This is a genomic window from Arthrobacter globiformis (assembly GCF_046536215.2).
Classification (GTDB): domain Bacteria; phylum Actinomycetota; class Actinomycetes; order Actinomycetales; family Micrococcaceae; genus Arthrobacter; species Arthrobacter globiformis_E.
In genome coordinates, this window is the sequence record NZ_CM143421.1 from 1,997,360 (window position 1) to 2,022,786 (window position 25,427).

The window sequence follows — 25,427 nt, forward strand, 5'->3', positions numbered from 1 at the left end:
GGTTTGATTCTGCTGGGTTGGTTGTGCGGCGCCTCTAGCGCGCTACGGCCACAGGCTGCTGACGCCCCTGCGCCACCTGGCTCTGGCCGAGGGCGTAGCCTTCCTTCTTCGGCAGCACGTGGCGGCGCAGGTAGTCCTGGTTGCTGGCCGTCACGGAGAGGCCGTCGCCGCCGTAGTGCTCGGTGCAGAGGATGCCCTGGAAGCCGACGGAGAGGGCCACCTTGAACGCCTCGCGGTAGTTGATGAGGCCGCTTTCCATGGGGGAAGGCATGGCAACGTACATGTCGCGGGCCACGTCCTCGTCACGGATGTAGTTCTTCATGTGCCAGTAGTTGGAGTACGGCAGGGTCTTGGCGACCATTTCCCGCCAGTCCTCGATGGGCCGGTGCAGGCGGATCAGGTTGCCGAGGTCCGGGTTGAGGCCGACGTTGGACAGGCCGATGTCCTGGACGAACTGCACGGAGGAGTCCGCGGTGCCGATGTAGGTGTCCTCGTACATTTCGAGGGAGAGCAGGACGCCCACCTCTGCGGCGTGCCGGCCCAGTTCCTGGAAACGGGCGACGGCGTTGTTCCAGGCTTCCTTGTCGCCCTCCGGGTCCTTGTAGCCCTCGACGGTCCAGAACCAGAGCTGCTTCTGCTGTTCCGGGGTAATGGCCTGGTGCAGGCCGAAGGAGACGACCTCGCAGCCGAGTTCAGCGGCGGCGTCGATGGTGCGGTGGCTGTAGGCCAGGTTGTCCTCCCACTTGCCCTCCTCGATCACGCTCTGGCGGATGGCGGAGATGACCGGGATGCCGATGCCCACGCTGTCGGCGGTCTGCTTGAACTCGGCGAGGCGCTCCTTGCTGAGGTCGCCGGGCCGGACCCAGCTGTCGGTGAGGTCGGCGTTGGCGAAGCCTGCTTCCTTGACCTCGGTGAAGACCTCGGCCCAGGCGGAGGCGTCGGCGTCGTTGATGTGGGTGCCCTGGGCGTCGACGCCCGGGAACTGCAGCAGTGCCGCGGTGATGGGCCAGTTGTCGGCGGTGTAAGCCATGGTTTTACTCCCTCGTGGAATCCTGTTTCCTATAGGATTTACTATCTAGTAGGAGTTGTCAAGGTCACATCCCCTTCGCCCCCTGCTGCCGCTTGGTGACTACTGGGCGACCATCGAAGATCCTATAGGGATGATGTCCGCATGTGAAGTGCCTCACGCCAAAGGCATCAAGTGGCTGCATCTCCCACGCTACGCCCCCACCCAACTGAGTAGCAGCAGAGGGCGTTCCCACGGCTGGGAACGCCCTCTGCTGCTACCTACATGGGCTGTGCGGGCACGCTTCTCGGCGCACGCCGGGCTACTCCTCCGGAGCGTCCGCCATGGCTCGTTCGCGGACCTTCTGAATGTGGGCTGCCATGGCGGCCTCAGCCTGATCGGGGTCGCCGCTGGACAGGGCGTCCAGGACGGACTGGTGCTCGGCGATGGCATTCTCGGCGTCGGTGATCCCCACTCCCCCGAAAAGCCGGAAGCGCTGGACCTGGCCGCCGAGCGCGGCATAGGCGCCGACCAGGAACTGGTTGTCCGTCTGCTGGGCAATGAGCTGGTGGAAGCGCTCGTCAGCCTCGAGGTAGTCCTTGTACTCGGCAAAGGACGGGCCGCGCGGCGCCGTCTTCAGCTCGGCGACTGTTTGCTCGAGCTCAGCGAGGCGGTGCGGATTCAGCCGCGCGCAGGCAAGCCGGGCATTGACGGGCTCGATCGCGAGGCGGGCCTCCATGAGATCCGCAAAGTCCTCCCGGGTGAACACCGGCGCAACGCGGTAACCCTTGAGCGCCACCCGCCGGACCATGCCGGTGTGTTCCAGCCGGGCCAGTGCCTCGCGGACTGGGGTCGGGGAAACGTCCAGCTCGCGGGCAGTTCCGTCGATGCTGACGGCGGCCCCGGGTTCCAGCCTGCCGTCCATGAGCGAGGCGAGCAGCTCCTCGTATACGTGGTCGGCCAGGACTTGGCGGCTGACCGTCCGGCCTCGCCTGCCACCGGTCTGTCCCTCGGTCCGGCTGCCGGCGCGGGTGCCGTTGGACGCTTTTTGCATGATCAGATCCTATAGGGACGCCTCGGGGAAGGCTGGCACGGTCAGTCAGACGTTACGGCGCGCACTTGACCTTCCCGCCGGTGGTGACGATGCCCAGGGTCCATTCTGCGGTCGCCTTCTGCAGGTCCGAGAAGGTGGCAGTCACGCGGACTGTCATGGGGCTTGCACCGGCGTTGGCGATGACAATGAGCGAGTTCTCAGTCAGTGTGAACGTCTGCGCGCCGACGTCGGAGGGGTACTCGATGGCGAGCGGGCTATAGGTGCCGTTGGCCTGGCGGGCCGCAATGGTCAGCACAGTGGGCGCCTGCGCAGAACTTGCCGTGAGAGTCGCGGTCTTTTCGTTGGAACTGGGTGTGCACGCCAGGGTTATTGTTGGCGGGCCCCAGTTGGCCGCGGCCGAGACGGACATTGTCGCCGTCGCTGACTGTTGCCATAGTGCGACGGCGGACGTGCCGCCGATGCCCAGCAGCACTGTCAGGATGAAAGCGAAAAGGGCCAGCATTCCGCCGGGGACCCTGGCCTGGACGGCGTTCGGGGTACTCATGCTGCCGCAGCTGCTTCGCGGCGCCGGCTGCGGATGGTCCGGAGGATGAGCACGGCACCGTAGCCGATGAGACCGGCGGCGCCGACAGTGGCCCAGAGGCCGCGGTCGGAGTTCCCCAGCGCGTTGGCGACGTAGCCGACATAGGGGACGGCGTAGAAGAGCTTGCCCTTCACCTGCAGCTCGCGGACGGGGTTGGCATCGGTGATGTCGTTATTGTCGCCCTTGGTGATGAGGGTCTTCTCCCCCGTTTGCGTGGTTCCAAAGCCGATGATGCGGTGCGACTCCACTGCAGGTTTTCCCGACTCCAGCTGGAACGTGATGACATCCCCTGCCTTCAGTTCGCTGAAAGCCGTGGGCTTGACCACCAGGTAGGTCCCCGGTGAGTACTTGGGCGCCATGGAGTTTGTCAGCACCGTGTAGGTCTGCGAGCCCGTGGCCTTGGGGACCAGGATGAGCACCAGGGCTGCAAACACCGCCACCATCAGCAGCACGAAGTTGACGGTTCTGCCTGCCGCCGCGAGCCGGCGGACTGCCCGGCGGCCGGCAGCCTCACCCCGCGCGGGTGCAGCAACAGCCGCGTCCGCCGTCGGGAGAATGCTAGGCGCAGCCACTGGGCACCCCGCAGAGCTGCGTCGCGGCGAGGGGAATCGTGATGGTCACGGATTGTCCTTTCACGGTGGCTGGAGCGGTGGAAGCGAGCCTGGTTTCAAAGCACAGAGTTGTGCTGGTCCCCTTTGGGACCGTCACGGGTGTCAGGCCGGCGGAAGAGACGTTCGTATAACCCGTTGTGCCGCAGGCGGCGGCGCTTGCCGCAAACTTGGCGCTGACGGTGAGATATTGCGCCAGATCGCCTGGCGCAATATTGCTCTTTGATGCCGTGCCAACAAGTGCCGCAGCCCGCAGATTGCGCGGGACGCCCATGGCTCCTCCTGACCGTCAACCGACTACTTCCAACGTTTGAACTTCCGGCCGCCCTGAGCGACGGCCGGAAGTGGCTTAGGACAGGCCGGTCTGAGTGACCTGGTTCAGGGTGAAGGCGACGTTTTTGAAGTCATAGGCCGCGTTGACATCCGCGCGGCCCGTGGTGGTGGCCCACTTGAACTCGAACGTGATCGTTGCGGTCACCGTTGCGGACGTCTTCAGCGGGTTGCTGACAGGCGCGCCACCAACGGTCAGAGCAGGCGCGCTGACAACAACGTTGGCAGGCGTGAAGCCGTTGTCCGGGGTGGCACCCGTCGCGGCGACGGTTGCAGCCATCTTGTCACCGGTCAGGGTCACGTCCAGGACCTGGGTGTAGGTCAGCTTGTCACCGGGGACAACCTTGTAGTTGGCGATGTTGGTGATCGTGTGGTCGGCCCCGTCCTTCCACACGCCGGTGGCCGCGGTGACGTTCAGGTCGCCGGCAACGACGGTGCCGGGAGTGCCCGTAGCGGAGGCGTTCCAGGAGGCGAGGGTGCCGCCGCCGCCCAGCAGCAGAGCGGCGCCGACTGCGATGGCGGCGGTTCCCTTGATCAGTGCGCTGTTCTTCATGATGAGACCCTTCGGGTGAAGTTCTGAGTGGTTTCCTGCTGAAGAAAACAATGCAGGGGCTTACTCAGGACTCCATGCGACAAAGGGTCAAGATTCACTCAAGAAAGTTGCCCCTTAAACCAAAAGGAACCACCCGGCGAACGGGTGGTTCCTTTGGTCACTTACGGGGCCCGGAATGGAGCGCCGCTAAAGCTATGCCGGCTGGTACACGGGGTAGTCGGTGTAGCCCTTCGCGCCCTCGCCGTAGAACGTGGACTGGTCCGGCTCGTTCAGCGGCAGGCCTTCGCGCCACCGCCGGGCGAGGTCCGGGTTAGCAATGGCGGGCCGGCCCACCACGACGGCGTCGGCGTGCCCGTCGCCAACCAGCGCCAGGGCTTCCTCGCGCGTGGTGATGACGCCGAAGCCGGTGTTGACCAAGAACGTGCCATTGAAGCGTGAGCGCAGGTCCTGTACCAGGCCGCCGGCCGGGTCGGCGTGCAGGATGCTCAGGTAGGCCAGGTTCAGCGGGGCGATGGAGTCGACCAGCACCTCGTAGGTCGCCCGGACGTCGGCAGCATCGGTCTCTTCAATGCCCTGGACGTTGTGCTCGGGCGAGATCCGGATGCCGACGCGGTTAGCACCCAGTGCCTCCACGACGGCGTTCACGGTCTCAATGACGAAGCGGGCGCGGTTCTCGGGCGAGCCGCCGTAGCTGTCGGTGCGGACGTTGGTGTTCGGCGCCAGGAACTCGTGGAGCAGGTACCCGTTGGCGGAGTGCAGCTCCACGCCGTCGAACCCTGCCTCAATGGCGTTGCGCGATGCGGTGACGATTTCCTCGCGGACGATGGGCAACTCGTCGATGGAAAGCTCGTGCGGGACGGGGTGCGGCTGCTTGCCATTGTAGGTCCGCGTTTCAGCCTCGACGGCGATGGCGCTGGGGGCCACTACGCGGTGGCCGCCGTTGATGTCCTCATGCGAGACGCGGCCGCCGTGCATGATCTGGGCGAAAATACGGCCGCCTTCCGCGTGCACAGCGTCGGTGACCTTTTTCCAGCCGGCAATCTGCTCGGGTGTCACCAGCCCGGGCTGTCCCGGGTAGGAGCGGCCGGCCGGGCTGGGATACGTTCCCTCGCTGACGATCAGGCCAAGCGACGCGCGCTGGCGGTAGTGCTCCACGACGAGCGGGCCGGGGACGCCCTCCTGGCCAGTACGGACACGGGTCAGCGGTGCCATGACGAGGCGGTTGGGGAGTTCGAGCTCGCCGAGAGTCAGCGGGGAAAACAACATGCGGAGTTCCTTTCAGAATGCATCAGGTTCACCAGCTGTAACTGCCTAGCGTGTGCAACTATTCCGGGTGTGGTGCAGTTCACGTCGCAAAGCACCCCAGACATGGCCGACGGCGGCACCCGGGTTGGGTGCCGCCGTCGTACTTTCACTTGTTGCCGGCCCGCTGGCCGGCCTGGGCGAATTGCCTTTCAGCGCGTGTGGTGGGATGGCTGCAGCTCGTACACCGGAGTGGGCAGGCCTTCCATCCGCGCCTTGAGCTGCAGCGCCAGGTAGGTGGAGTAATGCCTGCTCTGGTGCAGGTTGCCGCCGTGGATCCAGAGGTTCTCCACGTTGGTGGGCTTCCACATGTTGCGCAATTCCCCTTCCCACGGGCCTGGGTCCTTGGGCGTGTCCGATCCGAATCCCCAGCACTTCCCAACCGCGTCCGCCACCTCGGGTGAAACCAAGTCCGCGAGCCAGCCGTTCATCGAGCCATAGCCGGTGGCATAGATGATGACGTCGGCCTCCAGCTCTGCGCCGTTATCGAGGACGACGGCGCTGCCCGTGATTTTGCCGATCTGGCCGTTGGCCAGTTTCACCCTGCCGTCGATGATCAGCTGCGAGGCGCCGACGTCGATGTAATAGCCGGAACCGCGCCGCAGGTACTTCAGGAAGAGCCCCGAACCGTCGACGCCGAAGTCAAGGTCGAAGCCGGCGGCCTCGAGCTGGGAGTAGAAGTCAGCGTCGCGACGTGCCATCTCCTGGTACACCGGAATCTGCGCACCCGGGAGGATCCGGTACGGCAGCGAGGCGAACAGCAGATCCGCTTTCTCGGTGGTGACGCCGTTTGCAAGGGCCCGCTCCGAGTAAAGGTCACCAAGTGCGAGGTCCATCAGCGATTCGCTGCGCGCGATGTGGGTGGAGGAACGCTGGACCATGGTGACGTCGGCGCCGTGCTCCCAGAGGTCGGCGCAGATGTCGTGGGCTGAGTTGTTGGACCCGATCACCACGGCCTTTTTGCCCGTCCAGTCCCCGCCGCCCGGGTGCTTGGACGAGTGGTACTGCTCCCCCAGGAAGGTCTCCGCGCCATCGAACTTGGGGACGTTGGGGTATCCGGAGACTCCGAGCGCGAAGACGAGCTGCTTCGGACGCAGGGTGACCCGTTCGCCGTCGCGGACCACGCTGACTTCCCACTCGCGGGCGTCCTCGTCCCAGCGTGCATTGGTGCATTCGGTGCTGGACCAGTAGTTGAGCTCCATGATCCGCGTGTAATGCTCCAGCCAGTCGCCGATCTTGTCCTTGGCAGCGAAGACAGGCCAGTCGTCCGGGAACTTCATGTACGGCAGGTGGTCGTACCAGACGGGGTCGTGCAGGTGCAGGGACTTGTAGCGGTTCCGCCACGAGTCACCGGGCCGCGCGTTTTTCTCAATGATGATGGTGGGAACGCCGAGACGGCGGAGCCGTGCGCCGAGTCCTATGCCGCCCTGGCCGCCGCCGACGATCACGGTGTAGGGCTGTTCCTCGTAGCCAAGCTTGGCGGCTTGCTCTTCCTTGAGTTCGAGCCATGACTTGCGGCCCTTCTCGATGCGGTGGGCCACGCCCTGCTCGCGGTTGGGACCCTTCTTCTCCTCGAAGCCCTTGAGCTCCTGCATGGTGGTGAGAAGGGTCCAGCACTTGCCGTTGCGAAGGCGCAGGTGGGCATAGCCACGGGCCTGCGCGGTCTCGAATGTCACCCAGGCCTCGGTGCTGGACGCATCGCCGGTGGCGTCCTCGGCGAGCGCCCAGTTGTGCGGGCCGACGTCGTCGAGGGTCGCTTCGAGCATGCGGCGGATGCTGTCCTTGCCTTCCATGGTCTTGAGGTTCCAGGTGAAGGACACGAAGTCGCGCCAGTACGATTCCTCGTCGAACAACTCGAGCGCCGCTGCCGTGTCATTCGTTCGCAACGCCCCATCGAACTGCTCCAGCCATCCGGCGACGATGCCGTTTGGTGTCTCGGGCATGATTTCCTCTTTCCTTTGATGACCTGGCCGTGCGGCCTGGTGCCAAGTTTGCGGAAGCCTGGGCCGCCAGCCCGCTAGCCTCCGTGACCCGCATCACAAGTAAAAGCCGCCGGGGGTTACAATCGGGTTGCATGTTTTCCGTCCATGGTGGGCGGCCACGGGCACGATTCAATGGCGAGTTGGGAGGACGCGTATGCCTTTGTCTGACGCCGCCGCCCAGGCACGCCATCTCCGCTTTACGTCTCCCCTGGAGTATGCCCGGGCCCTCCGACAGGCCCATGAAGCCACGATTTCCGGACGTCCCGATCCCTACATCGCCCCGTCACTCGTGACCTCGTGGCAGCGGTCCCTGGCACTGGGGATCGATCCCGACCGGCACCGGCCGGTCCACCGGCACGACGTCAGCGAAGCCCGGCTACTCGGCGCGGACCACCGGCTGGCAGTTGTCATGCCAGCGCTGTCCCAACTGCTTGCCGACGAGACCACGGACGGCCGGCATCTGCTCATCGTCACGGACCACCTCGGCGAGGTTCTCTGGCGGATCGGCAGCCGTCACGCTCTGCGCCAAGCGGATTCGTTGGAGTTCGTCGAGGGCGCCGACTGGTCCGAGTCCGGAGTAGGAACCAACGCCATCAGCGAGGCCTTGTTCACCGGCACCCCTGCCCAACTGTTCTCCGCGGAGCACCTCGTCCGCACCCACCATGACTGGGCCTGCACAGCGGCACCTATCCGGGATCCGTTCACGGGCGACGTCCTGGGCGTCCTTGATGTCTCCGGACCTATCCAATCCATGACGCCAGACAGTCTGCGGATGGTGCGGTGCGGCGTCCGGCTGGCCGAGGAGCTGCTGAAGTCGGCCGGAGCACCAGCTACCGCCTCCCGACCGGAGCGGACACGTTCAGTTCCGGCCGCCGAGGTCAGAAGCACCAGCCGCCGGCTGACCCTCCGCATCCTGGGCGACAAGCCCACCGCAGAGGTCGACGGCGGGCCACCGCTTGCGCTGACACTGCGCCGCGCCGAGATCTTGGCAATGCTCGCCTCCCGGTCCAGTGGGTGGAGCGCCGAGGAGTTGGCCTACGAACTGTACGGCGAGGATGGTGCGGCAGCATCGGTCCGGACTGAGATGCACCGGATCCGCGGGCTTATTGGGAACGTTGTGGAGCCCAATCCGTACCGGTTCGCCGCCGGGGTGCAAGTTGAAACCGACGCGTCGATGGTGGCTAGCCATCTGCGGGCGGGGCGCGTTGCCGACGCACTTGCCGCGTATCCCGCCAAGCTTCTGACCCGGTCCGCCAACTTCGCCATCGAACTTATGCGCGATGAACTCAACGAGGCAGTGGGTGCCTCTGTCCGCGCCAGTGGGATGATCGACTTAATCCTGCGGTGGTGCTCCACTGACATGGGCGCCGCCGATTCCGCAGCGGCGGCAGCGCTTGAACGAGTTGGCGGTGCGGATGATCCCCGCTTCCAGTTGGTGCGGGCCAAGATGGCACGGATGGATCGAGAGCTGCGGGCGTAGCCTTGGCGGCACTGTTCTAGCGGTTCCCCGGCGCAGCGCCCGGGCAACCGTCACCCCGCGGGTTTGTGTTGCAATCGTCGGCATAATTGCGCGTTACGGAGCGCCAAACGCTCACCGTTTGCGGCGGCGAGCTGAACTGCCCTTGGTTGGGTATGGGCAGGTTCGGGCCGCCGTTCACGGAGTAGGTTCCCTGGAAGTACGTCGTGAGGACCACGTTGAAGTCGCCGGTCGCGGCGTAGGCATGGCTGGTCCGGGTCTTCTCACCCCAACGGTCCTGCGGGAGCGGGCCGCCCATGGTGGTCGTGGGGCCCAGCGACGTCCCGTCGCCGTAGTCCCAGCGATACTGGACGGGCTTGGCAACGATATGCACCTTCTGTCCAAGCATGGTCACGTCAAAGGACTGTTCCGCTGACTCGCCATAGAAGTTGGTCTCGGCACCCCTCAGCGTGTGGGGACGTGGCTGGATTCCCAGAGTGCCTGCATTGACAGGGAGTTGCTCGAAACGGCGCTGGATTTGGGCGGCGATTCTACCGAGCACGTCACTCGGATCCTCGTTGTATACACAGCGATCGGGGCGAATCGCGGTCCAACTATTGTCACCGGCAACTCGGAGCTTCCACCACCATCTGACCGGGCGACCATCCTTTCCCTCCGTGCATTTGATTGAGGCAGCAAGGCATGCGATGTCAAAGTCATTATTGGCAACAAGACACAGGGGCGTGAATTTATACTGGTAGGGGCTCTCTGGCGCGGACGCCGGCGCGTCTACCCAGACATTGTTGTCGGTATCGAAGTGCCAGACTCCCACGCCGTCGGTGTTCCAGAAGACGTCTGTAGAGTCGGCGATGGCAGGTGCCGCATGGCAAGCGACGATGAGCAACGACAGTAGCAATGCGCAAATAGCCCGCCGACCGTTGGGCTCGATCTCCATGGAAAGCTTATGCACCGAGCCGGTCGACGTTAACGGCGTTCCAATGGCCGTCAACGAAGCGCACGATCATGATGTCTGCGAGGACTTGCGACCCAGGAACAGATTTTTCAATGCTGGCGTCGGCCCTGTGCAGCGTCCCAGCGGATTGCTCCAATTGCGTTGTGACCTGATACTCCCCCGCCGAAGACTTCGTGAACTCGGTGAACGCACCGTTGGCCTTCACCAGGCCGCCGGATATCCATCGTCCCTTGGAGTTCCACTCCACGATTCCGGGCCGAACCTTCTGGCACAGGGCGCACGTAGTAGCAGTGATTTTGTCCAGAGGTCCGAAGTTTCCTGTCTCATAGGCAAAGTTGAGTGTCGTGTACCAATATTTTGCGAATGCAATCAAGCCGTCTTTAGTCTCCCGCTCGGCAGTCTTAGGCAGAACAGGCACCGGGACGTTCTGAGCCCTTCCCTTGGCGTCGGCCGGCTTGTACACAAGAGTCGCCTTGGGCGTCGGAGTTGCACTAGGCGTGGCAGATGCCGAACCGGAAGCGGACTGAGCTGGCGAAACGGCGGCGGTGCCCGTCGGACCAGCTTGGGGGTTGCCGCCACCGCTGCAGGCGCTAAGCACAATGGCGGACACAGCGATGGCGGAAATGACAGGCAAACGGAGGCGTTCAGAAATGCAGGTACGAGAAGTCATGCGCTAATCCCCCCGGATAGGTTTCAAGACATCTGTGTCCGAACAGTGATTAAAGGGTAACCGAGATCACATCTTTCGGCTCAAAGTTATCCACAGCCCCTTTAGGCCCGGGCAAACAGGCAAACACCCCAGGGCACAACGCAAAGCGGGCCCGGTGAGAATCTCACCGGGCCCGCTGGAATCCCAATCACGCAGCCACAAATCGCGACGCTGCCAGCGCCGTCACCTGCGAGCCGCAACCCAAGAACTACAAAGCCCTACCCCTTGGAATGCGCCGGGAGAACCAAATCGCCTGCCTTGTCCGTCGACAAGGCGAGCGACGAAACATACTGGGGTTCGCCGTCGGGCCCGTCCTGGGCGGAGCGCATCATGTCCGGGCGCTCGAACTCAATCCCGGTCACATGGCAGAGCAGCTTTGCATCGCTGGGGTTACCGTCGGCGTCGAACATCGGCAGGTCGATGCCGTCATCGGTGCGCCGCAGATAGTACCTGCCCTTGGTCAGGACCGCCAGAACCGGTGGCAGCACAAGTGCCAGCCCCACCGCGAAAATCGGCGAATATGGCTGGATGCCCGAACCAAAAGCGCCGAAGAACACCGCGATGGAAATCCCGGCAGAAACCAGCATGGACACAAACCCCACTGGGTTCACAGCGTGCAGCATGCCCCGCCGGAACTCGGGGGTCTTGGGCGAAATCTTCAGCAGGTACTTGTTGATGGCGATGTCCGACGCCACAGTGACGACCCAGGCCATGGCGCAGTTGGCGTAGAAGCCCAGAATCGTGTTGAGGAAGTCGAACATATTGGCCTCCATGAGGACCAGGGCAATCAGCAGATTCACCGCCACGAACACCATCCGCCCGGGATAGGTCTTGGTCACCCGCGTGAAGCTGTTGGTCCACGCCAGCGAACCCGAGTAGGCGTTGGTGACATTAATCTTGATCTGCGAAATCACCACCAGCACCACGGCCAGGCTCATCGCCAGCCATGCCGGCATCATCTCCTCGTACACGCCGAGGAACTGGTGGACCGGCTCGTTCGCAGTCGCCGAGGCCGCCGGATCCAGCTTGGCAATCAGGTAAACGGCGATAAACATCCCGACGATCTGCTTGATCGCGCCAAACAGAACCCAGCCAGGCCCGGCAAGGATCACGGCCCGCCACCACGCGCCCTTATTGTCGGCGGTCTTGGGCGGCATGAACCGCAGGTAGTCGATCTGCTCCGCGATCTGCGCCATCAGGGACAGGCAGACGCCGGCGGCCAGCATGACCGATGCCAGGCTGGTTCCCGCGCCACCGGAATTCCCCGTGAAGGCGAAGAAGTCATCGATACTGCCGGGGTGGGACACCAGCAGGTAGCCGACCGGAACCACCATCAGGAGCAGCCACAGCGGCGTGGTCCAGACCTGGAGTTTGGCCAGCGTGTTCATCCCGTAAATGACCAGCGGAATGATGATGATCGTGGACGCCGCATAACCCAGCCATTGCGGAATCCCCAGGCCCAGTTCGAGGCCCTGCGCCATGATTGACCCTTCCAGAGCGAAGAAGATAAACGTGAAGGTCGCAAAGATCACGTTCGTCACCACGGAACCGTAATAGCCGAACCCGGAACCGCGGGTAATGAGGTCCAAATCAATGTTGTACCGGGCTGCATAATAGGCAAGCGGAAAACCCGTAGCGAAGATAATGACGGCGGCCACGACAATTCCGAAAATCGCATTCACCGTGCCGTAAGCAATACCGATATTCGCGCCAATCGAAAAATCAGCAAGGTAGGCAATGCCTCCCAGCGCACTCGTTGCCACCACGCCTGCGCTCCACTTCCGGTAGGACCGGGGTGCGAACCTAAGCGTGTAATCCTCCAGGCTCTCCTTCGTGGCGCTCAAGGCGTCCGAGTTGTTTGCCGCCGCTTTGGTCGCCGTCCGGGGCCGCTTGGTCTCCAGCCCGACGGCGGTGCCCCCGCCCGGGCTATCCAACAGTTCGCTGTCCTGCAGGTCATTTGTCATGAGGCATCCGCTTTCGTCACCGGTTTGTCTTCTTCGCCGACGCTAGTCATGCCGTGCGACCGTTCGGTTCCGGGGCCATTACAGCCATGTAAAGTGTCCTACGCATCCGTCAAACTGCCGCTTCGCCCGGTGGCGCAGCACCGCGCCTACTGGGAAAATCTGTCCATACCCTATCGTTTTTCTACAAGCCGTAGAAGAATGGAGCACATGATGTTCAACCACGCCGACGGCGACCCCATCCTGATCCTCGACGAAGAGCAGTGCTGGCAGCTTCTGGAGGGCACCAGGCATGGCCGCCTCGTGGTCACCGTGGCGGGCGAGCCGGATATCTTCCCCGTGAACTACGTAACCAGCCGGAGGAAGCTGTACTTCCGGACGGCGCCGGGCAACAAGCTCGCCCAGGTGACCATCAACGACAGGGTCCTGTTCGAGACGGACGGCATCATGTCGGACCAGGCGTGGTCGGTGGTGCTCCGCGGCACGGCCCGGGTCCTGAACAAGTCAGCCGAAATCGCCGAAGCCGAAGAGCTCGGGCTCGCGTCCTGGGTTCCCACACTGAAGGACTTCTACGTCGAGATCGATCCCGGCTCCGTCAGCGGCCGGCACTTCCAGTTTGGCGAGCAGCCGGAGCGCGATTTCTAGAGAGGCTGCCGGCCTAGACTGGAAATATGGCGGACCGGCTGACCCCTGAGCAGCGCAGCTGGAACATGTCCCGCATCCGGGGCAAGAACACCAAGCCCGAACTGCTGGTGCGCCGCCTCCTGCATGCCAAGGGTTACCGCTACCGCCTGCACGGCGCCTCCGGCGGCATCAAGCTGCCCGGCAACCCGGACCTGGTCTTCGCGGGCAGGCGCAAGGTCATCTTCGTCAACGGCTGCTTCTGGCACTTCCACGACTGCAGGGTGGGCCAGCACTCTCCCAAGGCCAACGCCGAATTTTGGGAAACGAAACGCAGCCGCACTCGGGACCGCGACGCCAGCCAGCGCCATCAGCTCGAAAACGACGGGTGGGAAGTACTGACCGTCTGGGAGTGCGAACTCAGGGACATGTCCGCCGTCGAGAAGCAGCTGGAGCTGTTCCTGGCCGCGGGCTGATCCAGACTAAGCGCGGCTCAGTTCTCAGCCGGAGCCAGCCGGTAGCCCACGCCGCGGACAGTCTGCAGCCAGCGCGGGTTCTGTGCCGAATCGCCGAGCTTCTTCCGCAGGTTGCCCATGTGCACCTCAACGGACCGCTCGTCCGCCTCGCTGATGTAACTTCCGACGTCGTACGGTTCGTCCCGCAGCCGGCGCACCAGATCCGCTTTGGTACGGACCATGCGACCCGCCTCAAGAAGGGCGTGGAGCAGGTCGAATTCGGTGCGTGTCAGGCTCAGCTCCTGGCCGTCAACGGCCACGGTCCGGGACTCGTAGCTCAGGTCCAGGCCGTTGTGGGTGTACTTCCGCCCCTCGTTCACGGCGGCGGCTGGTGAGCCGGACTCCTCGGCGAGTTCCGGCGTCGAACGCGGACGCCGCATCATGGCCGCAACGCGGGCCCGCAGCTCACGTGGACGGAACGGTTTGGTGAGGTAATCGTCGGCACCCGACTCGAGTCCGATCAGGGTGTCGAGCTCCTCCGCACGGGCGGTGAGCATGACGATATAGGCATCGGAGAACTGACGGATCTGCCGCGCCACTTCGAAGCCGTCGATGTCCGGCAGTCCAAGGTCGAGCGTGATGACCGCTGGGTCCAGTTCTTTGGCGGCAAGAACGCCCTCGGCTCCGCTGCTTGCGGCGCGCACCTCAAAGCCGGCCTGCGTCAAAACAACGCGCACCAATTCGCGAATATCGTGGTCATCCTCGATGACCAGCCCCACGCGTGTATCACCCATCGCAGCCCCCTCAGCCCGCTACATCCCGTCTGAAGTATAGCTCCCGGCGGATATCCTGCTCCTATGCGTTTCTCACGCCCCGCCCAGATGGACCATCGCCCATGAGCAGTATTGCCTGGAAAGACTCCTCCGGCCGGATTCTGCTCTTCCGGCGGCCCTTCCACGAGTATTCCTTGCGGGGCAGGGTGATGCTGAGCCAAATGCCGCTTTCTGTAACGGCAGGAATCACGGCGTTCCTCATTCTGGCGTTCTTTCCGGAGACGCTGCTCAACCCCCTTTTCATCAGTTTTCTGCTGTCACAGGCAGTAATACTGATCCTTTGCTATGCCGTGCCCTGGCAGCGGCTGCCCTACCCGTCATTCCTCGTCATTCCCCTCCTGGACCTGGTGTCCATTGCCCTGGGCAGGGAGGGCGGCCAGGACAGCCTGACGGGGCTCAGCCTGATGGCCGTTTTTCCGGTTATCTGGATGTGCGCCTCCGGGCTGTTCCCCAAAGCCGCGGTGGCCCTGTCCTTTTTCGGCCCCCTGGGAATTATCTGGGTGCCGCTGTTTATCCGCGGCGCCATCTCCGGTCAGGACCTGGCGCGCTCCTTCCTGTTGCCGGTGATGATGCTGGGCATCGGCGTCACCGTGTCCGTCATGACGCTCAGCATGGTCCGGCAGCAGCGGGACCTCGAGGGGCAGCAGCGGGACCTGGAAGAAAAGGACTCCCAGCTTCGCGGCGTGCTGACCGGCAGCAAGCGCCAGGAACGGCTGCTGAACACCATCCTGGACACGGTGCACCTGGGTGTCCTGGCCGTCGATGCGGATGGCCACGACATCCTGATGAACCGCAAGCAGCGCAAGCATCATCTGCTGGCTACGCCGCCAACCATCGACGATCCCAATGAGTCCCAACTGCTCGTGTTCTCCACTGACCGGACCACCCTAGTCCCGGTCGACGATCGGCCCGTCCGGCGAGCGGTCCTCGGCGAGGAATTCACCGACTACCTGGTGTGGCTCGGCGCCGGTGCCGAACAACGCGCCATATCCACCAGTGCGAGGCCCATGAAGGACCAGGACGGGAATTTTGCCGGCTCCGTCATCGTGTTCAGCGACGTCACCGAGCTCGTGAATGCGCTGGCCGCCAAGGACGATTTCGTCTCGAACGTCTCGCACGAGTTCCGTACGCCGCTCACCTCCATTCTTGGTTACGTCGAGCTTTTGTTGGACGACGACGACCTCACCGACTCCCAGCGCGGCCCCCTGGAAATCATCCGGCGGAACTCCGAACGGCTGCTCACGTTGGTCTCGGACCTGCTCTCCAGCCGCAACGGCCAGCTGCTCGTGACCCCGGAGTCCGTGAACGTGGCCGAGCTCGTGCGCACGAGCGTCACCGCCGCGCTGCCGCGCGCCGCAGAATCCGGCATCCAGCTGCGCGCCGATGCCCCGGAGCGCCTGGAGGCGCACATCGACGCCGCGCGCATCTCCCAGGTCCTGGACAACCTCGTATCGAACGCCATCAAATACTCGCCCGACGGCGGCGACGTGGTGGTGTCGCTGCGGTCCGAGGGCGGCCACATGGTGTGCAGCGTGAGCGATACCGGCATGGGAATGAGCCAGCAGGACCAGGAGGAGGTCTTCGCCAAGTTCTTCCGGTCCGCAGCTGTCCGCAACTCAACCATTCCCGGCGTCGGGCTGGGGCTGTCCATCAGCAAGGCCATTGTGGAGGCCCACGGCGGCCGGGTTTCGCTGCGCAGCGAAGTGGGAAAAGGCACCACGTTCACGTTTGCCGTGCCGGTCCAGAACTGACGCGCCGGTGCAGAACTGAGTTGTTTGCCTACGCCCGGTGGTCCTCGATCAGCCAGCTGGCGAGCTTTCGGGCCCGCTGGGCCGCGTCCAGGTCGCCCTCGGCCGCGGAGATGATCGAGCCCTTCATCAGGATGTGCCAGGAGCGGGAGAAGTCGTCGGTCCGCTGCAGCCCGGCCTCGTCCGCGAGCTGCTTCACGTGACCGCGGATCCTGGCGAGGTAATCGATGCTGGCCCGTCCCAGCGGATGCGACGCGCCCATCTCCAGCAGCACATTGATGAAGGAGCAGGCCTCAAAGTCGGTCCGGTGGAACCAGTCGGTGAAGACATCGAAGATGGCCAGCAGCTGCTGCTCGGGAGTGCCGGCCCGCAGCCGCGCCTCGCCCATGATGGCGTTGACCGTCCACACCTGGTCGCGCTTCTCCAGGAAGGCCAGTACGAGCTCGTCCTTGGATGCGAAATGGCGGTAGAACGTGGCCTTTGCGACCCCGGAGCTGCTGATGAGTTCATTGATGCCCACGTCGCGGACGCCGCGGCGGGTGAAGAGGTCGTAGGCCGCGCCGACTATGCGTTCGCGCATTCCGGCAACACCGGACGCCGCACTCTCCTCGCCAATCATCCGGCTTCCCGATGTGGGCGGGAAGCCCGGCGTGGCGGCCGGCTGCGGCCCAGTTTGGAGACCTCCGGAAGGTATTCTCCCGGCGCTCCACGGCTCGGAGCTGGGTACCTCTGCCATTAGGATTATTCTATCCCAAAATGCAAGACAGACCTGTCTGTCTTGCATTATTCTTCAGGGACACCAGTGCAATTTTCGAGTAGCAGCCTTGACCCGTTCAGTGCTCGGGATTGAACCGAAACGTCGACGTAGCGAGTGGTTGTTATGACGAAATACCTGCGGTTGGATGCCCACAGTTTGCTCCCGCGTGACTGAGCGTTGCGTCCGCAGGACCAGGACACGCAGGGCTAGCGGCCGAGGCTCGCCTGGCGTACCACTTCTCCCCAGGACTGCTCGGCCAGGTCGGCCACCGCTGCCAGGATTTCCGACGGCGGCCGGGAAAGATCCAGCGGAAACTCCACGATGTCGATGTCGGTGTTGAGGATCCGCCTCAGCTTCATCTCACCGGCGCCGGCGTAGACCAGCCAGGCCGTGGGCACGCGCAAGGCCGTGCAGTAAGCCAGCATCTGGAAATGGTCCGCCGAAAGCGACGCCCCCTGGTCGGTGCCCGCGCGGTACTGGGCGTCGTACACCACCACCGGCCGGCCGCCCAGCAGGTGTACGGCGTCCGGGCGCACGGTCAGCCGGTCCGAGTCCCGGACCGCCTCGTTCAGCATCGCGTTGTACTGCAGCCGCATCTCGCCGGGGAAGGCCCCCATGGCCCGGCGCAAGGCTGCGCCGACGAAGTCCTCGAAGACCTTGCCCATGTCGACGACGAAGGACGCCGTCTGCTGCTTGCCCTCCCCCGCCTCGGCCGACGCATTGCGCAGGATCACCTCGGAGAGCCGCAGCGCCGAATGGTACCGGAGGTTCATCCGGCTTGCCTGCCACGGCGGAAGCGGAGCGCCGGCGTGGAGGCGCGTGACGCCGTCGAGCTTTCCCTTCAGCTGCCGCAGGCGGCCCAGCACATCCGGGCGGACACCGGGGACGCAGGACATGCGGTCAAGCGCGGCGCGCAGGATGCGGTTCTCCGGGATGTCCTCCGTGAACTCGTCGTAGGAGACTTCCAGCGGCACCAGCATTCCCGGCCGGCGGGAGATCTGGTCGGAGATCCGGATGCGGCCCTTGACCGTGCGCAGCGACTCGTCGACCATGACGTAGCCCTGCAGGACGCCGCGCTGCAGGGCGCGCTCGGCGAGCTGGACGAGTGACGCCGCCAGGGCGCTCCACAGCTCGGCATCCTCGTCGGCCGCCACGGTGTCGTCACGGAAGCCCTGGTCTCCGGCGTAGCTCAGCAGGAAGAGCAGCCGGCTCAGCCCGAGCCGGTCCTTGGGCCGCACGTCGAGCTGCACGAGCGGGGTCCGCACGGAACCCACCATGCCGACCGGCTCGATCCGGAAAAGCCCCATGCCCAACGGCGTCGCCTTGGCCAGGCCACTGGAGTTCAGGAAGGCGGCGCTTTCGGCGTCGAGCTTCTCCACGGTGCCGCCGGACAGCTCGTCGAGGACGATGTGCCGCACTGCCGGCGCTGCGCCGCGGCAGCCGCGGGCCGCAGCGGCGCCGGCTCCGGAGCCAGCGGCGGCGACGGAAGCCGCCGTCATAGAGGCCGCCGTCGTAGAGGCCGCCAGGGCGGCGGGGTTAGCGAGCCGCAAGGCGTCCCAGCAGCTGGTCCAGGCCGAAGCGCTCTTCGAGCTGGGCCCGGTTCAGCTGCCCGTGGTAGTGCTCCTCCAGCAGCGGCATGAGCTCGTACTTCCAGATCCGGCGCAGGCCCGCGGGGGTCTGGGCGGCCTTCTTCATGAAGTAGGACGGCCCAATCATGAGGTCGCGGTCCCATTCGTCGATGGCCTGGTTGAGCGCGTCCAGCAGCAGCGCCGGGGTGGTGTCCAGCTGCCGGGCCTCCAGGAACCGCAGCAGCGATCCCTTCACCGGCTCGGTCTGCGGGTGCAGTTCGATGAAGGCAAAGCGGCGGCGGATGGCGGCGTCCATCATCGCGATGGAACGGTCCGCTGTGTTCATGGTGCCGATGATGTACAGGTTGTCCGGCAGCGTGAACGGCTCGTTGGGGCTGTACTGCAGGTAGATCCGGTCATCGCGGTATTCCAGCAGGAAATACAGCTCGCCGAACACCTTGGCCAGGTTGGCGCGGTTCATCTCGTCGATGATCAGGAAGTACGGCTTGGACTCGTTGCCCGGCTTCGCTGCTTCCTCCGCGAGCCTGCGCAGCGGACCCGCCACGAGCTTGAAGGAAACCTGGCCCTCGTCGGTCTTGTCCGGCCGGTACCCCTCGAAGAAGTCCTCGTAGGCGTAGGACGGGTGGAACTGGACGAGCTTCACCCGCTCGTCGGTGCTGTCCTGCGCCAGCTCGGCCGCGAGGTGCTTGGCGAGGTAGGTTTTGCCGGTTCCCGGCGGGCCGTACAGGACCAGCTGCCGGTTCTCCTCCAGCAGGTCGGCGATCTCCTGCAGCGGCTCCACCTCCATGTGGAGCGAGTCCGCGAATTCTCGCGTTACCGGGCGGAAGCCGTCCAGGACCGGGAGGGCGACGGTCGCCGGCGACGCATCGGCGTCGGGCTCGGTTTCCGCCTCGGCGGGCAGCAGCGCCTGCAGCGCCTGCACCACGCGGGTGACGTCGACGACGATGCCCGGGGTGGCCAGCTGGCGCTGGATGTGCCGCGGCAAGTCCGTCACGGCGTGCGCCTCGTCGAACCAGCGCACCTTGCGGCGCATCCGCCGGTTGTCCCCGTTGTGGTCCGGCTCCCCCAGCACGACGCCGATCCGCACAGTTCCGGCGTTCTGGTACAGCGCGAAGTCGCCCGGCTTCATCACGGTCAGGAAGGCGAAGACGGCAGTCTTCGTGTCCTCACGCTCCACGTAACCGAGGTGCTTGTAGTCCTCATCGACGGCGTGCTGAACCAGCCCGGCAGTAACGCCGGCGTCGAGCAGGCGGAGGTGTTCGACGTCGAGCGTCACCTTCTCCTCTGCCTGCCAGGCAGCCAGAAGCTCGGCGTTGTCGTGGTGGGTGCGCAGCAACCAGGCGCGGCGGCCCGGGTCCCCGACCTTCCGCCACTGGCTCACCAGCTGCCGGGCATACCAGTCGATGCGCTGGCCGGCCTGCTCGTCCAGGTGCAGGCGGATGCGGCGGATGTCAGCGGTGATTTCCTCCTCGCTGTCCCCCTTGGCCCCGCCAACGAGAGAGGCGAAGGCATCGCGGATCTCCTGGCGTTCGATGTCCGCCACCACGGGCTCGAAGTAGCTGGGCCAGGCGAGGTACTCGATGCTGCGCCGGATGGCCGGCTGGTCATCAGGCGTGCTCGCCGCCAGCACGTGGAATGCCAGCGGATCCTTCAGGGCCTTCCCGATTTCGGCCGTGGACTGCCGGTCGACGTTCTGCACAAACCGGCAAAGCCATTTCAGGTGGTCCCAGATGGTCCAGTTGAACTCGGCGGTCCGGTCGCGGATGACGCCGTGGTCGGTCATGCCCTGGTACAGCTCGTCCGGGAGCTCCAGCGGCGGCTCGAGCCAGGACGCGGCCTCGGCGACGCGCGCCCGTTTGACCTTGAGCGACTTGACCTCGTGGGCCAGCGGCAGGGACTGCAGGAAGAGCAGCTCCACGGCGAGCTGCTTCGCCGACGGGGACGCGTCCGCCAGGTTGTGCCGCAGGTTGGTCATCATGGGCGCCTTGGCGTCCGCGACTCCCCGTTCCAGCCGTTCCAGCAGTTCCGTCGCGGCCTCCGCCGTCCACGTCTGCGTGCGGCCGTCCAGCGCCGACGGCCTGCCCTGCAGCCCGGCGCCGAGGACGAACCACGCCGCATCCTCGATCTCTTTGGAGACTCCGAGGGCGCGGTGCATGGCAGGCTTTGGGGCGGGGGTCATGCGTTCAAATTTACAGGGTAAACCTGAGCGCCAGCACCATGCCCGGCCGTAAAGCTACTTCCGGGTAACAGCGGGCAGCCGCTTCCGGCCGAAGGCGAAATAGCAGCCGGGACCGATGAAGTTGACCAGGGTGGCCAGCCGCCAGAACATCTTGGAGCCCCGGATCTGCTCGGCGGGGCGCCGCGAAAGGTCGCGCTGGGCCGCGGTGAGGAAGGCGAGCTGCGCGGCTCCAATCACGATGGTGCCGATGCGCGCAGCCGGCGGAAGCTCCTTCCAGGATTTGTTCTTCTTCCAGCCTGCTCTTTTCGATCCCAGGTTTCTGGTTCCCCTGCGCTTCGTTCCCACGGTCAATGCTCCTTGCGCTCTTTGAAGGGCTCCAGCAGCTGCTTCTGCTTCGGAGTCAGCCGCAATACCCTTCCGGTGGCTTCATCGACGAAGGCCAAATGGCTTGAGGCCTTCACACAATCGTCGCCAGTTACGGGGTCCTGCACAAGGTAGTGAATGTCGAAGCTCGCACCCTTGACGGCGCCAACCCAGACCTGGACCGCCGCGGGGACGTTGCGGTATTCGAGGGTCTTCACGTACCGGATCCGGTGGTCCACCACGAGCGCCATGGTGTCTTTGGGAACGTCATTGAACAGCGACACGTGGGGATCGATCCCGGGCAGCCCGGCACCGGCGGGTGGGCCGAAGGCGGCGATGCGCGCCTCCTCCAGCATGCGGACGATCTCGACGTTGTTGATGTGCCCGTAAGCGTCCATGTCACCCCAGCGCATGGGCACGAGCACCTCAATGCGCCGGGGGTCCGGGTGGCCTCCGGGCTTTGCGGCGGTCAGCTGTGCACCGCCGTCGAATCGTCCACCGGAGTCTCCTCGGCATCCGCACCGGCGAACTGCGACATGTACAGCCGGTAGTAGGCGCCTTCAGCGGCAAGGAGGGTCTGGTGGTTGCCCTGCTCCACGATCTTGCCGTTTTCCATGACCAGGATGGTGTCGGCGTCGCGGATGGTTGAGAGGCGGTGCGCGATGACGAAGCTGGTCCGGTCCGTGCGCAGTGCGGCCATGGCCTTCTGCACCAGGAGTTCCGTGCGGGTGTCCACCGAGCTGGTTGCCTCGTCCAGGATGAGCAGTGACGGGTTGGCCACGAACGCGCGGGCGATGGTGATGAGCTGCTTTTCACCGGCGCTGACGTTGTTGCCCTCCTCATCGATGACCGTGCTGTACCCGTCGGGCAGGGCCCGGACGAAGCGGTCCACGAACGTGGCCTTGGCCGCCGCCATGACCTGCTCCTCGGTGGCGTCCAGCTTGCCGTACCGGATGTTGTCGTAAATGGAGCCGCCGAACAGCCAGGCATCCTGCAGCACCATGCCCACCTTGGAGCGAAGTTCCGCGCGGCTCAGCTGGGTGACGTCCACGCCGTCGAGCGTGATGGAGCCGGAGTTGAGCTCGTAGAAGCGCATGACCAGGTTCACCAGCGTGGTCTTGCCCGCGCCGGTGGGTCCGACGATGGCCACGGTGTGCCCCGGTTCGGCGGTGAAGGACAGGTTTTCGATCAGCGGCTTGTCCGGCGTGTAGCTGAACGTGACGTCCTGGAATTCCACGTGGCCGTCGGTCTTGGCCGGGAGGTGCTTCGTGGCGGTCTCGGCGTCCTGCTCATCCGCGTCCAGGAACTCGAAGACGCGCTCGGCGGATGCCACACCGGACTGGAGCATGTTGGCCATGCCCGCCATCTGCCCCAGCGGCTGGGTGAACTCGCGCGAGTACTGGATGAACGCCGTGGCGTCGCCCAGGCTCATGCTGCCCGAGGCGACCCGCAGGCCGCCTACCACCGCAATGCCGACGTAGCTGAGGTAGGAGACGAACTGCATCACGGGGAAGATGATGCCGGACACGAACTGCGCGCCGAAGCTGGCCTTGTACAGGGCCTCGTTGCGCTCCTCGAAGCGCTCCAGCATGTCGGCCTCGCGGCCGAAGACCCGCACCAGGTCATGGGCGGAGAAGGACTCTTCGATCTGGCCGTTCAGCTCACCGGTGTTCTTCCACTGCGCGGCGAACAGCTTCTGGCTGCGCGCGCCGATCACGCCGGCCGCGGCACCGGACAGCGGCAGCGCAATGAGGGCGATCAGGGCCAGCTGCCACGAGACGATGAACATCATGATGACGATGCCCACCACGGTCAGCACCGAGCTGATGAGCTGGGCGAACGCCTGCTGCAGGGCCTGCTGGACGTTGTCGACGTCGTTCGTCACCCGGGAGAGCACGTCACCGCGCTGGCGGGTGTCGAAGTAGTTCAGCGGCAGCCGGTTGAGCTTCTTTTCCGTGTCGTCGCGGAGCTGCCGGATCACCTTCATGACGATCCTGTTGAGGACGTAGCCCTGCAGCCACAGGAAGATGTTGGCCACGAAGTAGATCAGCAGCACGGCCGAAATCAGGACGGTCAGCTTCTGGAAGTCGATGCCGGTTCCGGGCACGAGCTCCATCCGCGAGACCATGTCCGCGAAGTTGTTCTGGCCCTGTTCCCGGAGCCCCGCGACGAACTGGTCCTTGCTGACGCCGGCGGGCAGCTGCTTGCCCACCACTCCGCCGAAGATGACGTCCATGGCCTGGCCCAGCACCTTGGGCGCAATGACGTTGAGGATCACCGAAACGATGACCATGCCCACCACGACGTAGATGCCGGCGGCTTCCGGTTTCAGCAGGCCCATGAGGCGCTTGGCGGAGGGCCAGAAGTGCTGGGCCTTCTTGGCCGGCATCGCGCCGAACATGCCGCCGTCGGCCTCGCCCGGCTTGTACTCCTCCTCGACGAAGTCGTCGTCCTCGAGGACCGGTGCGTCCGCGGCGGTCTGGCCCTGAAGCTTCCCGGCGCCCTGAAGCTCGTCGGCGTCGTGGCTCGTTCCGGGGTTCTGGCTGGTGCCCTTCTTGTCGGCGCTCATGCCACTTCCTCCACGCTCAGCTGGGACTCAACAATTTCCTGGTAGGTGGGCGACGTTTCGAGGAGTTCCTCGTGCGTGCCGCGGTCCACGATCCTGCCGTTGTCCAGCACCAGGATCTGGTCCGCTTCGGTGATGGTGGAGATGCGCTGCGCGACGATGATGACGGTGGCGTCGGCGGTGGTGCGCTTGAGCGCGGCACGCAGCCGGGCGTCGGTGGCGACGTCCAGCGCGGAGAAGGAGTCGTCGAACAGGTAGACCTTGGGCTTTGTGACCAGGGCCCGCGCGATGCACAGGCGCTGGCGCTGGCCGCCGGACACGTTGGTGCCGCCCTGGGCGATGCGCGAAGCGAGCCCGTTTTTCTTTTCCTTCACGAAACCGTCGCCTTGGGAAACATGCAGCGCATCCCAGAGTTCGTCGTCGGAAGCGTCCGGCTTTCCAAAGCGGAGGTTGTGCTCAATGGTGCCGGAGAACAGGTAGGGCCGCTGCGGAACCAGGGCAACGCGCTTGGTGATTTCCTCCCGGTCCAGCTGGCTCACGGGAACGCCGTCAAGGAGCACTTCGCCCTCGGCCACGTCGTAGAGCCGCGGCAGCAGTGACAGCAGGGAGGTCTTGCCGGCACCGGTGGAGCCGATGATGGCCACGGTCTCCCCCGGCCGGGCAGTGAAGCTGATGTTGCTCAGGACCGGGGCCTCGGCTCCGGGGTAGGCGAACGTGACGTTGCGGTACTCCACCACGCCTTCCAGCCGCCCCGGGGTGACGGGCTGCCGGGGGTCGTGGATGGACGGTTCGACGTCGAGCACCTCGCCGATGCGGTCCGCGCAGACAGACGCGCGCGGGATCATCATGGCCATGAACGTTCCCATCATCACCGCCATGAGAATCTGCAGCAGGTACTGCAGGAACGCTGTCAGGGAGCCGACCTGCATGTCGCCGGAATCCACGCGCTGGCCGCCGAACCAGAGCACGGCGGCGGTGGACAGGTGCAGGATCATGCCGATGGCGGGGAACATCAGGACGAACAGCGAGCCGATCTTGAGCGAGACGTCCGTCAGTTCCCTGTTGGCCAGGCCGAAGCGGTCCGTTTCGTACGGTTCCCGGACGAAGGCGCGGACCACGCGGATGCCGATGATCTGCTCGCGCAGGACCTCGTTGATGCGGTCGATCTTCTTCTGCATGGAGCGGAACAGCGGCATGAGGCGAACCACGATGTAGCCCACCACCACAATGAGGATGGGGACCGACACCCAGACCAGCCAGGACAGGTTGATGTCCTCGCGCAGGGCCATGATGATGCCGCCGATGCACATGATGGGCGTGGACACCATGAAGTTCAGGCCCATCAGCACCAGCATCTGGACCTGCTGGACGTCGTTCGTGCCGCGGGTGATCAAGGTGGGCGCGCCGAACGCATTGACGTCCTTGGCCGAGAAGCTGGTCACCTTGCGGAAAACGCCGCGGCGGAGGTCACGGCCCACGGCCATGGCAGTTTTCGATCCGAAGTAGACTCCGGCGATGGCGGTGCCCACCTGGAGGAAGGCCACGAGGAGCATGACGGCGCCGGTGCGCCAGATGAAGTCGGTGTCGCCGCGGGAGACGCCCTCGTCAATGATCTGGGCGTTAAGGCTGGGCAGGTAGAGCGCCGCAATGGTGGATGCCAGCTGGAATGCGATGACAGCCAGGATGTACGGCAAATACGGTTTGGAATAACGCCGTATGAGGGTGACGAGCATGCTCACGGATCCTTCGGGAGAGCGCGAATAAGTTGAGGGAAGTAATAGCAGACGGGTCTGACAGCC

The 25,427-nt window shown here is 64.8% G+C and carries 23 protein-coding genes; 4 read left to right on the forward strand and 19 right to left on the reverse strand.

Annotation, left to right across the window (positions count from 1 at the left end; genetic code table 11):
• Positions 1-34: 34 nt before the first annotated feature.
• The 8 genes from R5O87_RS08890 to R5O87_RS08925 all read right to left on the reverse strand — a co-directional run bounded on the left by R5O87_RS08890 (position 35) and on the right by R5O87_RS08925 (position 7,379).
• Positions 35-1,030 carry a sugar phosphate isomerase/epimerase family protein gene (locus tag R5O87_RS08890; RefSeq protein ID WP_410557725.1) on the reverse strand — a complete coding sequence of 332 codons (996 nt, stop codon included), beginning with the start codon at positions 1,028-1,030 and terminating at the stop codon, positions 35-37.
• A gap of 298 nt (positions 1,031-1,328) precedes the next feature.
• Positions 1,329-2,060 carry a GntR family transcriptional regulator gene (locus R5O87_RS08895; RefSeq protein ID WP_410557726.1) on the reverse strand — a complete coding sequence of 244 codons (732 nt, stop codon included), beginning with the start codon at positions 2,058-2,060 and terminating at the stop codon, positions 1,329-1,331.
• 52 nt (positions 2,061-2,112) lie between these two features.
• Positions 2,113-2,604 carry a hypothetical protein gene (locus tag R5O87_RS08900; protein ID WP_410557727.1) on the reverse strand — a complete coding sequence of 164 codons (492 nt, stop codon included), beginning with the start codon at positions 2,602-2,604 and terminating at the stop codon, positions 2,113-2,115.
• Positions 2,601-3,215, reverse strand: coding sequence for a signal peptidase I (locus R5O87_RS08905; RefSeq protein WP_410557729.1), 615 nt, complete (start codon positions 3,213-3,215; stop codon positions 2,601-2,603). Before R5O87_RS08905 ends, R5O87_RS08900 begins: the two co-directional genes overlap by 4 nt.
• Positions 3,202-3,525: a hypothetical protein gene (locus R5O87_RS08910; RefSeq protein WP_410557730.1), complete on the reverse strand. Its 324-nt coding sequence runs from the start codon at positions 3,523-3,525 to the stop codon at positions 3,202-3,204. The genes R5O87_RS08905 and R5O87_RS08910 overlap by 14 nt, the downstream gene beginning before the upstream one ends.
• Before the next feature lie 75 nt (positions 3,526-3,600).
• Positions 3,601-4,134, reverse strand: a complete 534-nt coding sequence (locus R5O87_RS08915; RefSeq protein ID WP_410557731.1) for an alternate-type signal peptide domain-containing protein — start codon at positions 4,132-4,134, stop codon at positions 3,601-3,603.
• Positions 4,135-4,326: 192 nt separating this feature from the next.
• Positions 4,327-5,400, reverse strand: coding sequence for an alkene reductase (locus R5O87_RS08920; RefSeq protein WP_410557732.1), 1,074 nt, complete (start codon positions 5,398-5,400; stop codon positions 4,327-4,329).
• A 188-nt stretch (positions 5,401-5,588) separates the two neighbouring features.
• Positions 5,589-7,379, reverse strand: coding sequence for an NAD(P)/FAD-dependent oxidoreductase (locus tag R5O87_RS08925; protein WP_410557733.1), 1,791 nt, complete (start codon positions 7,377-7,379; stop codon positions 5,589-5,591).
• A 193-nt stretch (positions 7,380-7,572) separates the two neighbouring features.
• Here R5O87_RS08925 and R5O87_RS08930 point away from each other — a divergent pair, with 193 nt between their 5' ends.
• Entirely contained in the window at positions 7,573-8,898 is a 1,326-nt protein-coding gene (locus R5O87_RS08930; RefSeq protein ID WP_410557734.1) for a GAF domain-containing protein, read from the forward strand.
• A gap of 16 nt (positions 8,899-8,914) precedes the next feature.
• Here R5O87_RS08930 and R5O87_RS08935 read toward each other — a convergent pair whose 3' ends face one another.
• From R5O87_RS08935 to R5O87_RS08945, 3 genes are all read right to left on the reverse strand, one after another.
• Positions 8,915-9,829: a hypothetical protein gene (locus tag R5O87_RS08935; RefSeq protein ID WP_410557735.1), complete on the reverse strand. Its 915-nt coding sequence runs from the start codon at positions 9,827-9,829 to the stop codon at positions 8,915-8,917.
• 7 nt (positions 9,830-9,836) lie between these two features.
• Positions 9,837-10,517, reverse strand: a complete 681-nt coding sequence (locus tag R5O87_RS08940) for a DUF6318 family protein (protein WP_410557736.1) — start codon at positions 10,515-10,517, stop codon at positions 9,837-9,839.
• A gap of 257 nt (positions 10,518-10,774) precedes the next feature.
• Complete coding sequence (locus tag R5O87_RS08945) at positions 10,775-12,520, reverse strand: purine-cytosine permease family protein (RefSeq protein ID WP_410557737.1); 1,746 nt, start codon at positions 12,518-12,520, stop codon at positions 10,775-10,777.
• Positions 12,521-12,727: 207 nt separating this feature from the next.
• On the opposite strand from R5O87_RS08945, the gene R5O87_RS08950 reads away from it, so the two are divergent.
• Both R5O87_RS08950 and R5O87_RS08955 read left to right on the forward strand, forming a co-directional pair.
• Complete coding sequence (locus R5O87_RS08950; protein ID WP_410557738.1) at positions 12,728-13,162, forward strand: pyridoxamine 5'-phosphate oxidase family protein; 435 nt, start codon at positions 12,728-12,730, stop codon at positions 13,160-13,162.
• Between the two features lie 26 nt (positions 13,163-13,188).
• Positions 13,189-13,614 carry a very short patch repair endonuclease gene (locus R5O87_RS08955; protein ID WP_410557739.1) on the forward strand — a complete coding sequence of 142 codons (426 nt, stop codon included), beginning with the start codon at positions 13,189-13,191 and terminating at the stop codon, positions 13,612-13,614.
• Positions 13,615-13,631: 17 nt separating this feature from the next.
• Here R5O87_RS08955 and R5O87_RS08960 read toward each other — a convergent pair whose 3' ends face one another.
• Positions 13,632-14,387 (reverse strand): response regulator transcription factor, encoded by a 756-nt coding sequence (locus R5O87_RS08960; RefSeq protein ID WP_410557740.1) that lies wholly within the window; start codon positions 14,385-14,387, stop codon positions 13,632-13,634.
• A gap of 101 nt (positions 14,388-14,488) precedes the next feature.
• On the opposite strand from R5O87_RS08960, the gene R5O87_RS08965 reads away from it, so the two are divergent.
• Positions 14,489-16,177, forward strand: coding sequence for a sensor histidine kinase (locus R5O87_RS08965; RefSeq protein WP_410557741.1), 1,689 nt, complete (start codon positions 14,489-14,491; stop codon positions 16,175-16,177).
• A 28-nt stretch (positions 16,178-16,205) separates the two neighbouring features.
• On the opposite strand, the gene R5O87_RS08970 is transcribed toward R5O87_RS08965, so the two are convergent.
• From R5O87_RS08970 to R5O87_RS09000, 7 genes are all read right to left on the reverse strand, one after another.
• Positions 16,206-16,793 carry a TetR/AcrR family transcriptional regulator gene (locus R5O87_RS08970; protein WP_410557776.1) on the reverse strand — a complete coding sequence of 196 codons (588 nt, stop codon included), beginning with the start codon at positions 16,791-16,793 and terminating at the stop codon, positions 16,206-16,208.
• 344 nt (positions 16,794-17,137) lie between these two features.
• Positions 17,138-18,430, reverse strand: coding sequence for a 5-methylcytosine restriction system specificity protein McrC (locus R5O87_RS08975; protein ID WP_410557742.1), 1,293 nt, complete (start codon positions 18,428-18,430; stop codon positions 17,138-17,140).
• A gap of 37 nt (positions 18,431-18,467) precedes the next feature.
• A complete protein-coding gene (locus tag R5O87_RS08980) occupies positions 18,468-20,699 on the reverse strand; it encodes an McrB family protein (protein ID WP_410557743.1) in 2,232 nt (743 codons plus the stop codon).
• Positions 20,700-20,753: 54 nt separating this feature from the next.
• On the reverse strand, positions 20,754-21,044 hold the full coding sequence (locus R5O87_RS08985; protein WP_410557744.1) for a hypothetical protein: 291 nt from the start codon (positions 21,042-21,044) through the stop codon (positions 20,754-20,756).
• A gap of 2 nt (positions 21,045-21,046) precedes the next feature.
• Positions 21,047-21,475: an acyl-CoA thioesterase gene (locus tag R5O87_RS08990; RefSeq protein ID WP_410557745.1), complete on the reverse strand. Its 429-nt coding sequence runs from the start codon at positions 21,473-21,475 to the stop codon at positions 21,047-21,049.
• Positions 21,476-21,531: 56 nt separating this feature from the next.
• A complete protein-coding gene (locus tag R5O87_RS08995; protein ID WP_410557746.1) occupies positions 21,532-23,631 on the reverse strand; it encodes an ABC transporter ATP-binding protein in 2,100 nt (699 codons plus the stop codon).
• Positions 23,628-25,361 (reverse strand): ABC transporter ATP-binding protein, encoded by a 1,734-nt coding sequence (locus R5O87_RS09000; protein ID WP_410557747.1) that lies wholly within the window; start codon positions 25,359-25,361, stop codon positions 23,628-23,630. The genes R5O87_RS08995 and R5O87_RS09000 overlap by 4 nt, the downstream gene beginning before the upstream one ends.
• Positions 25,362-25,427: the final 66 nt, after the last annotated feature.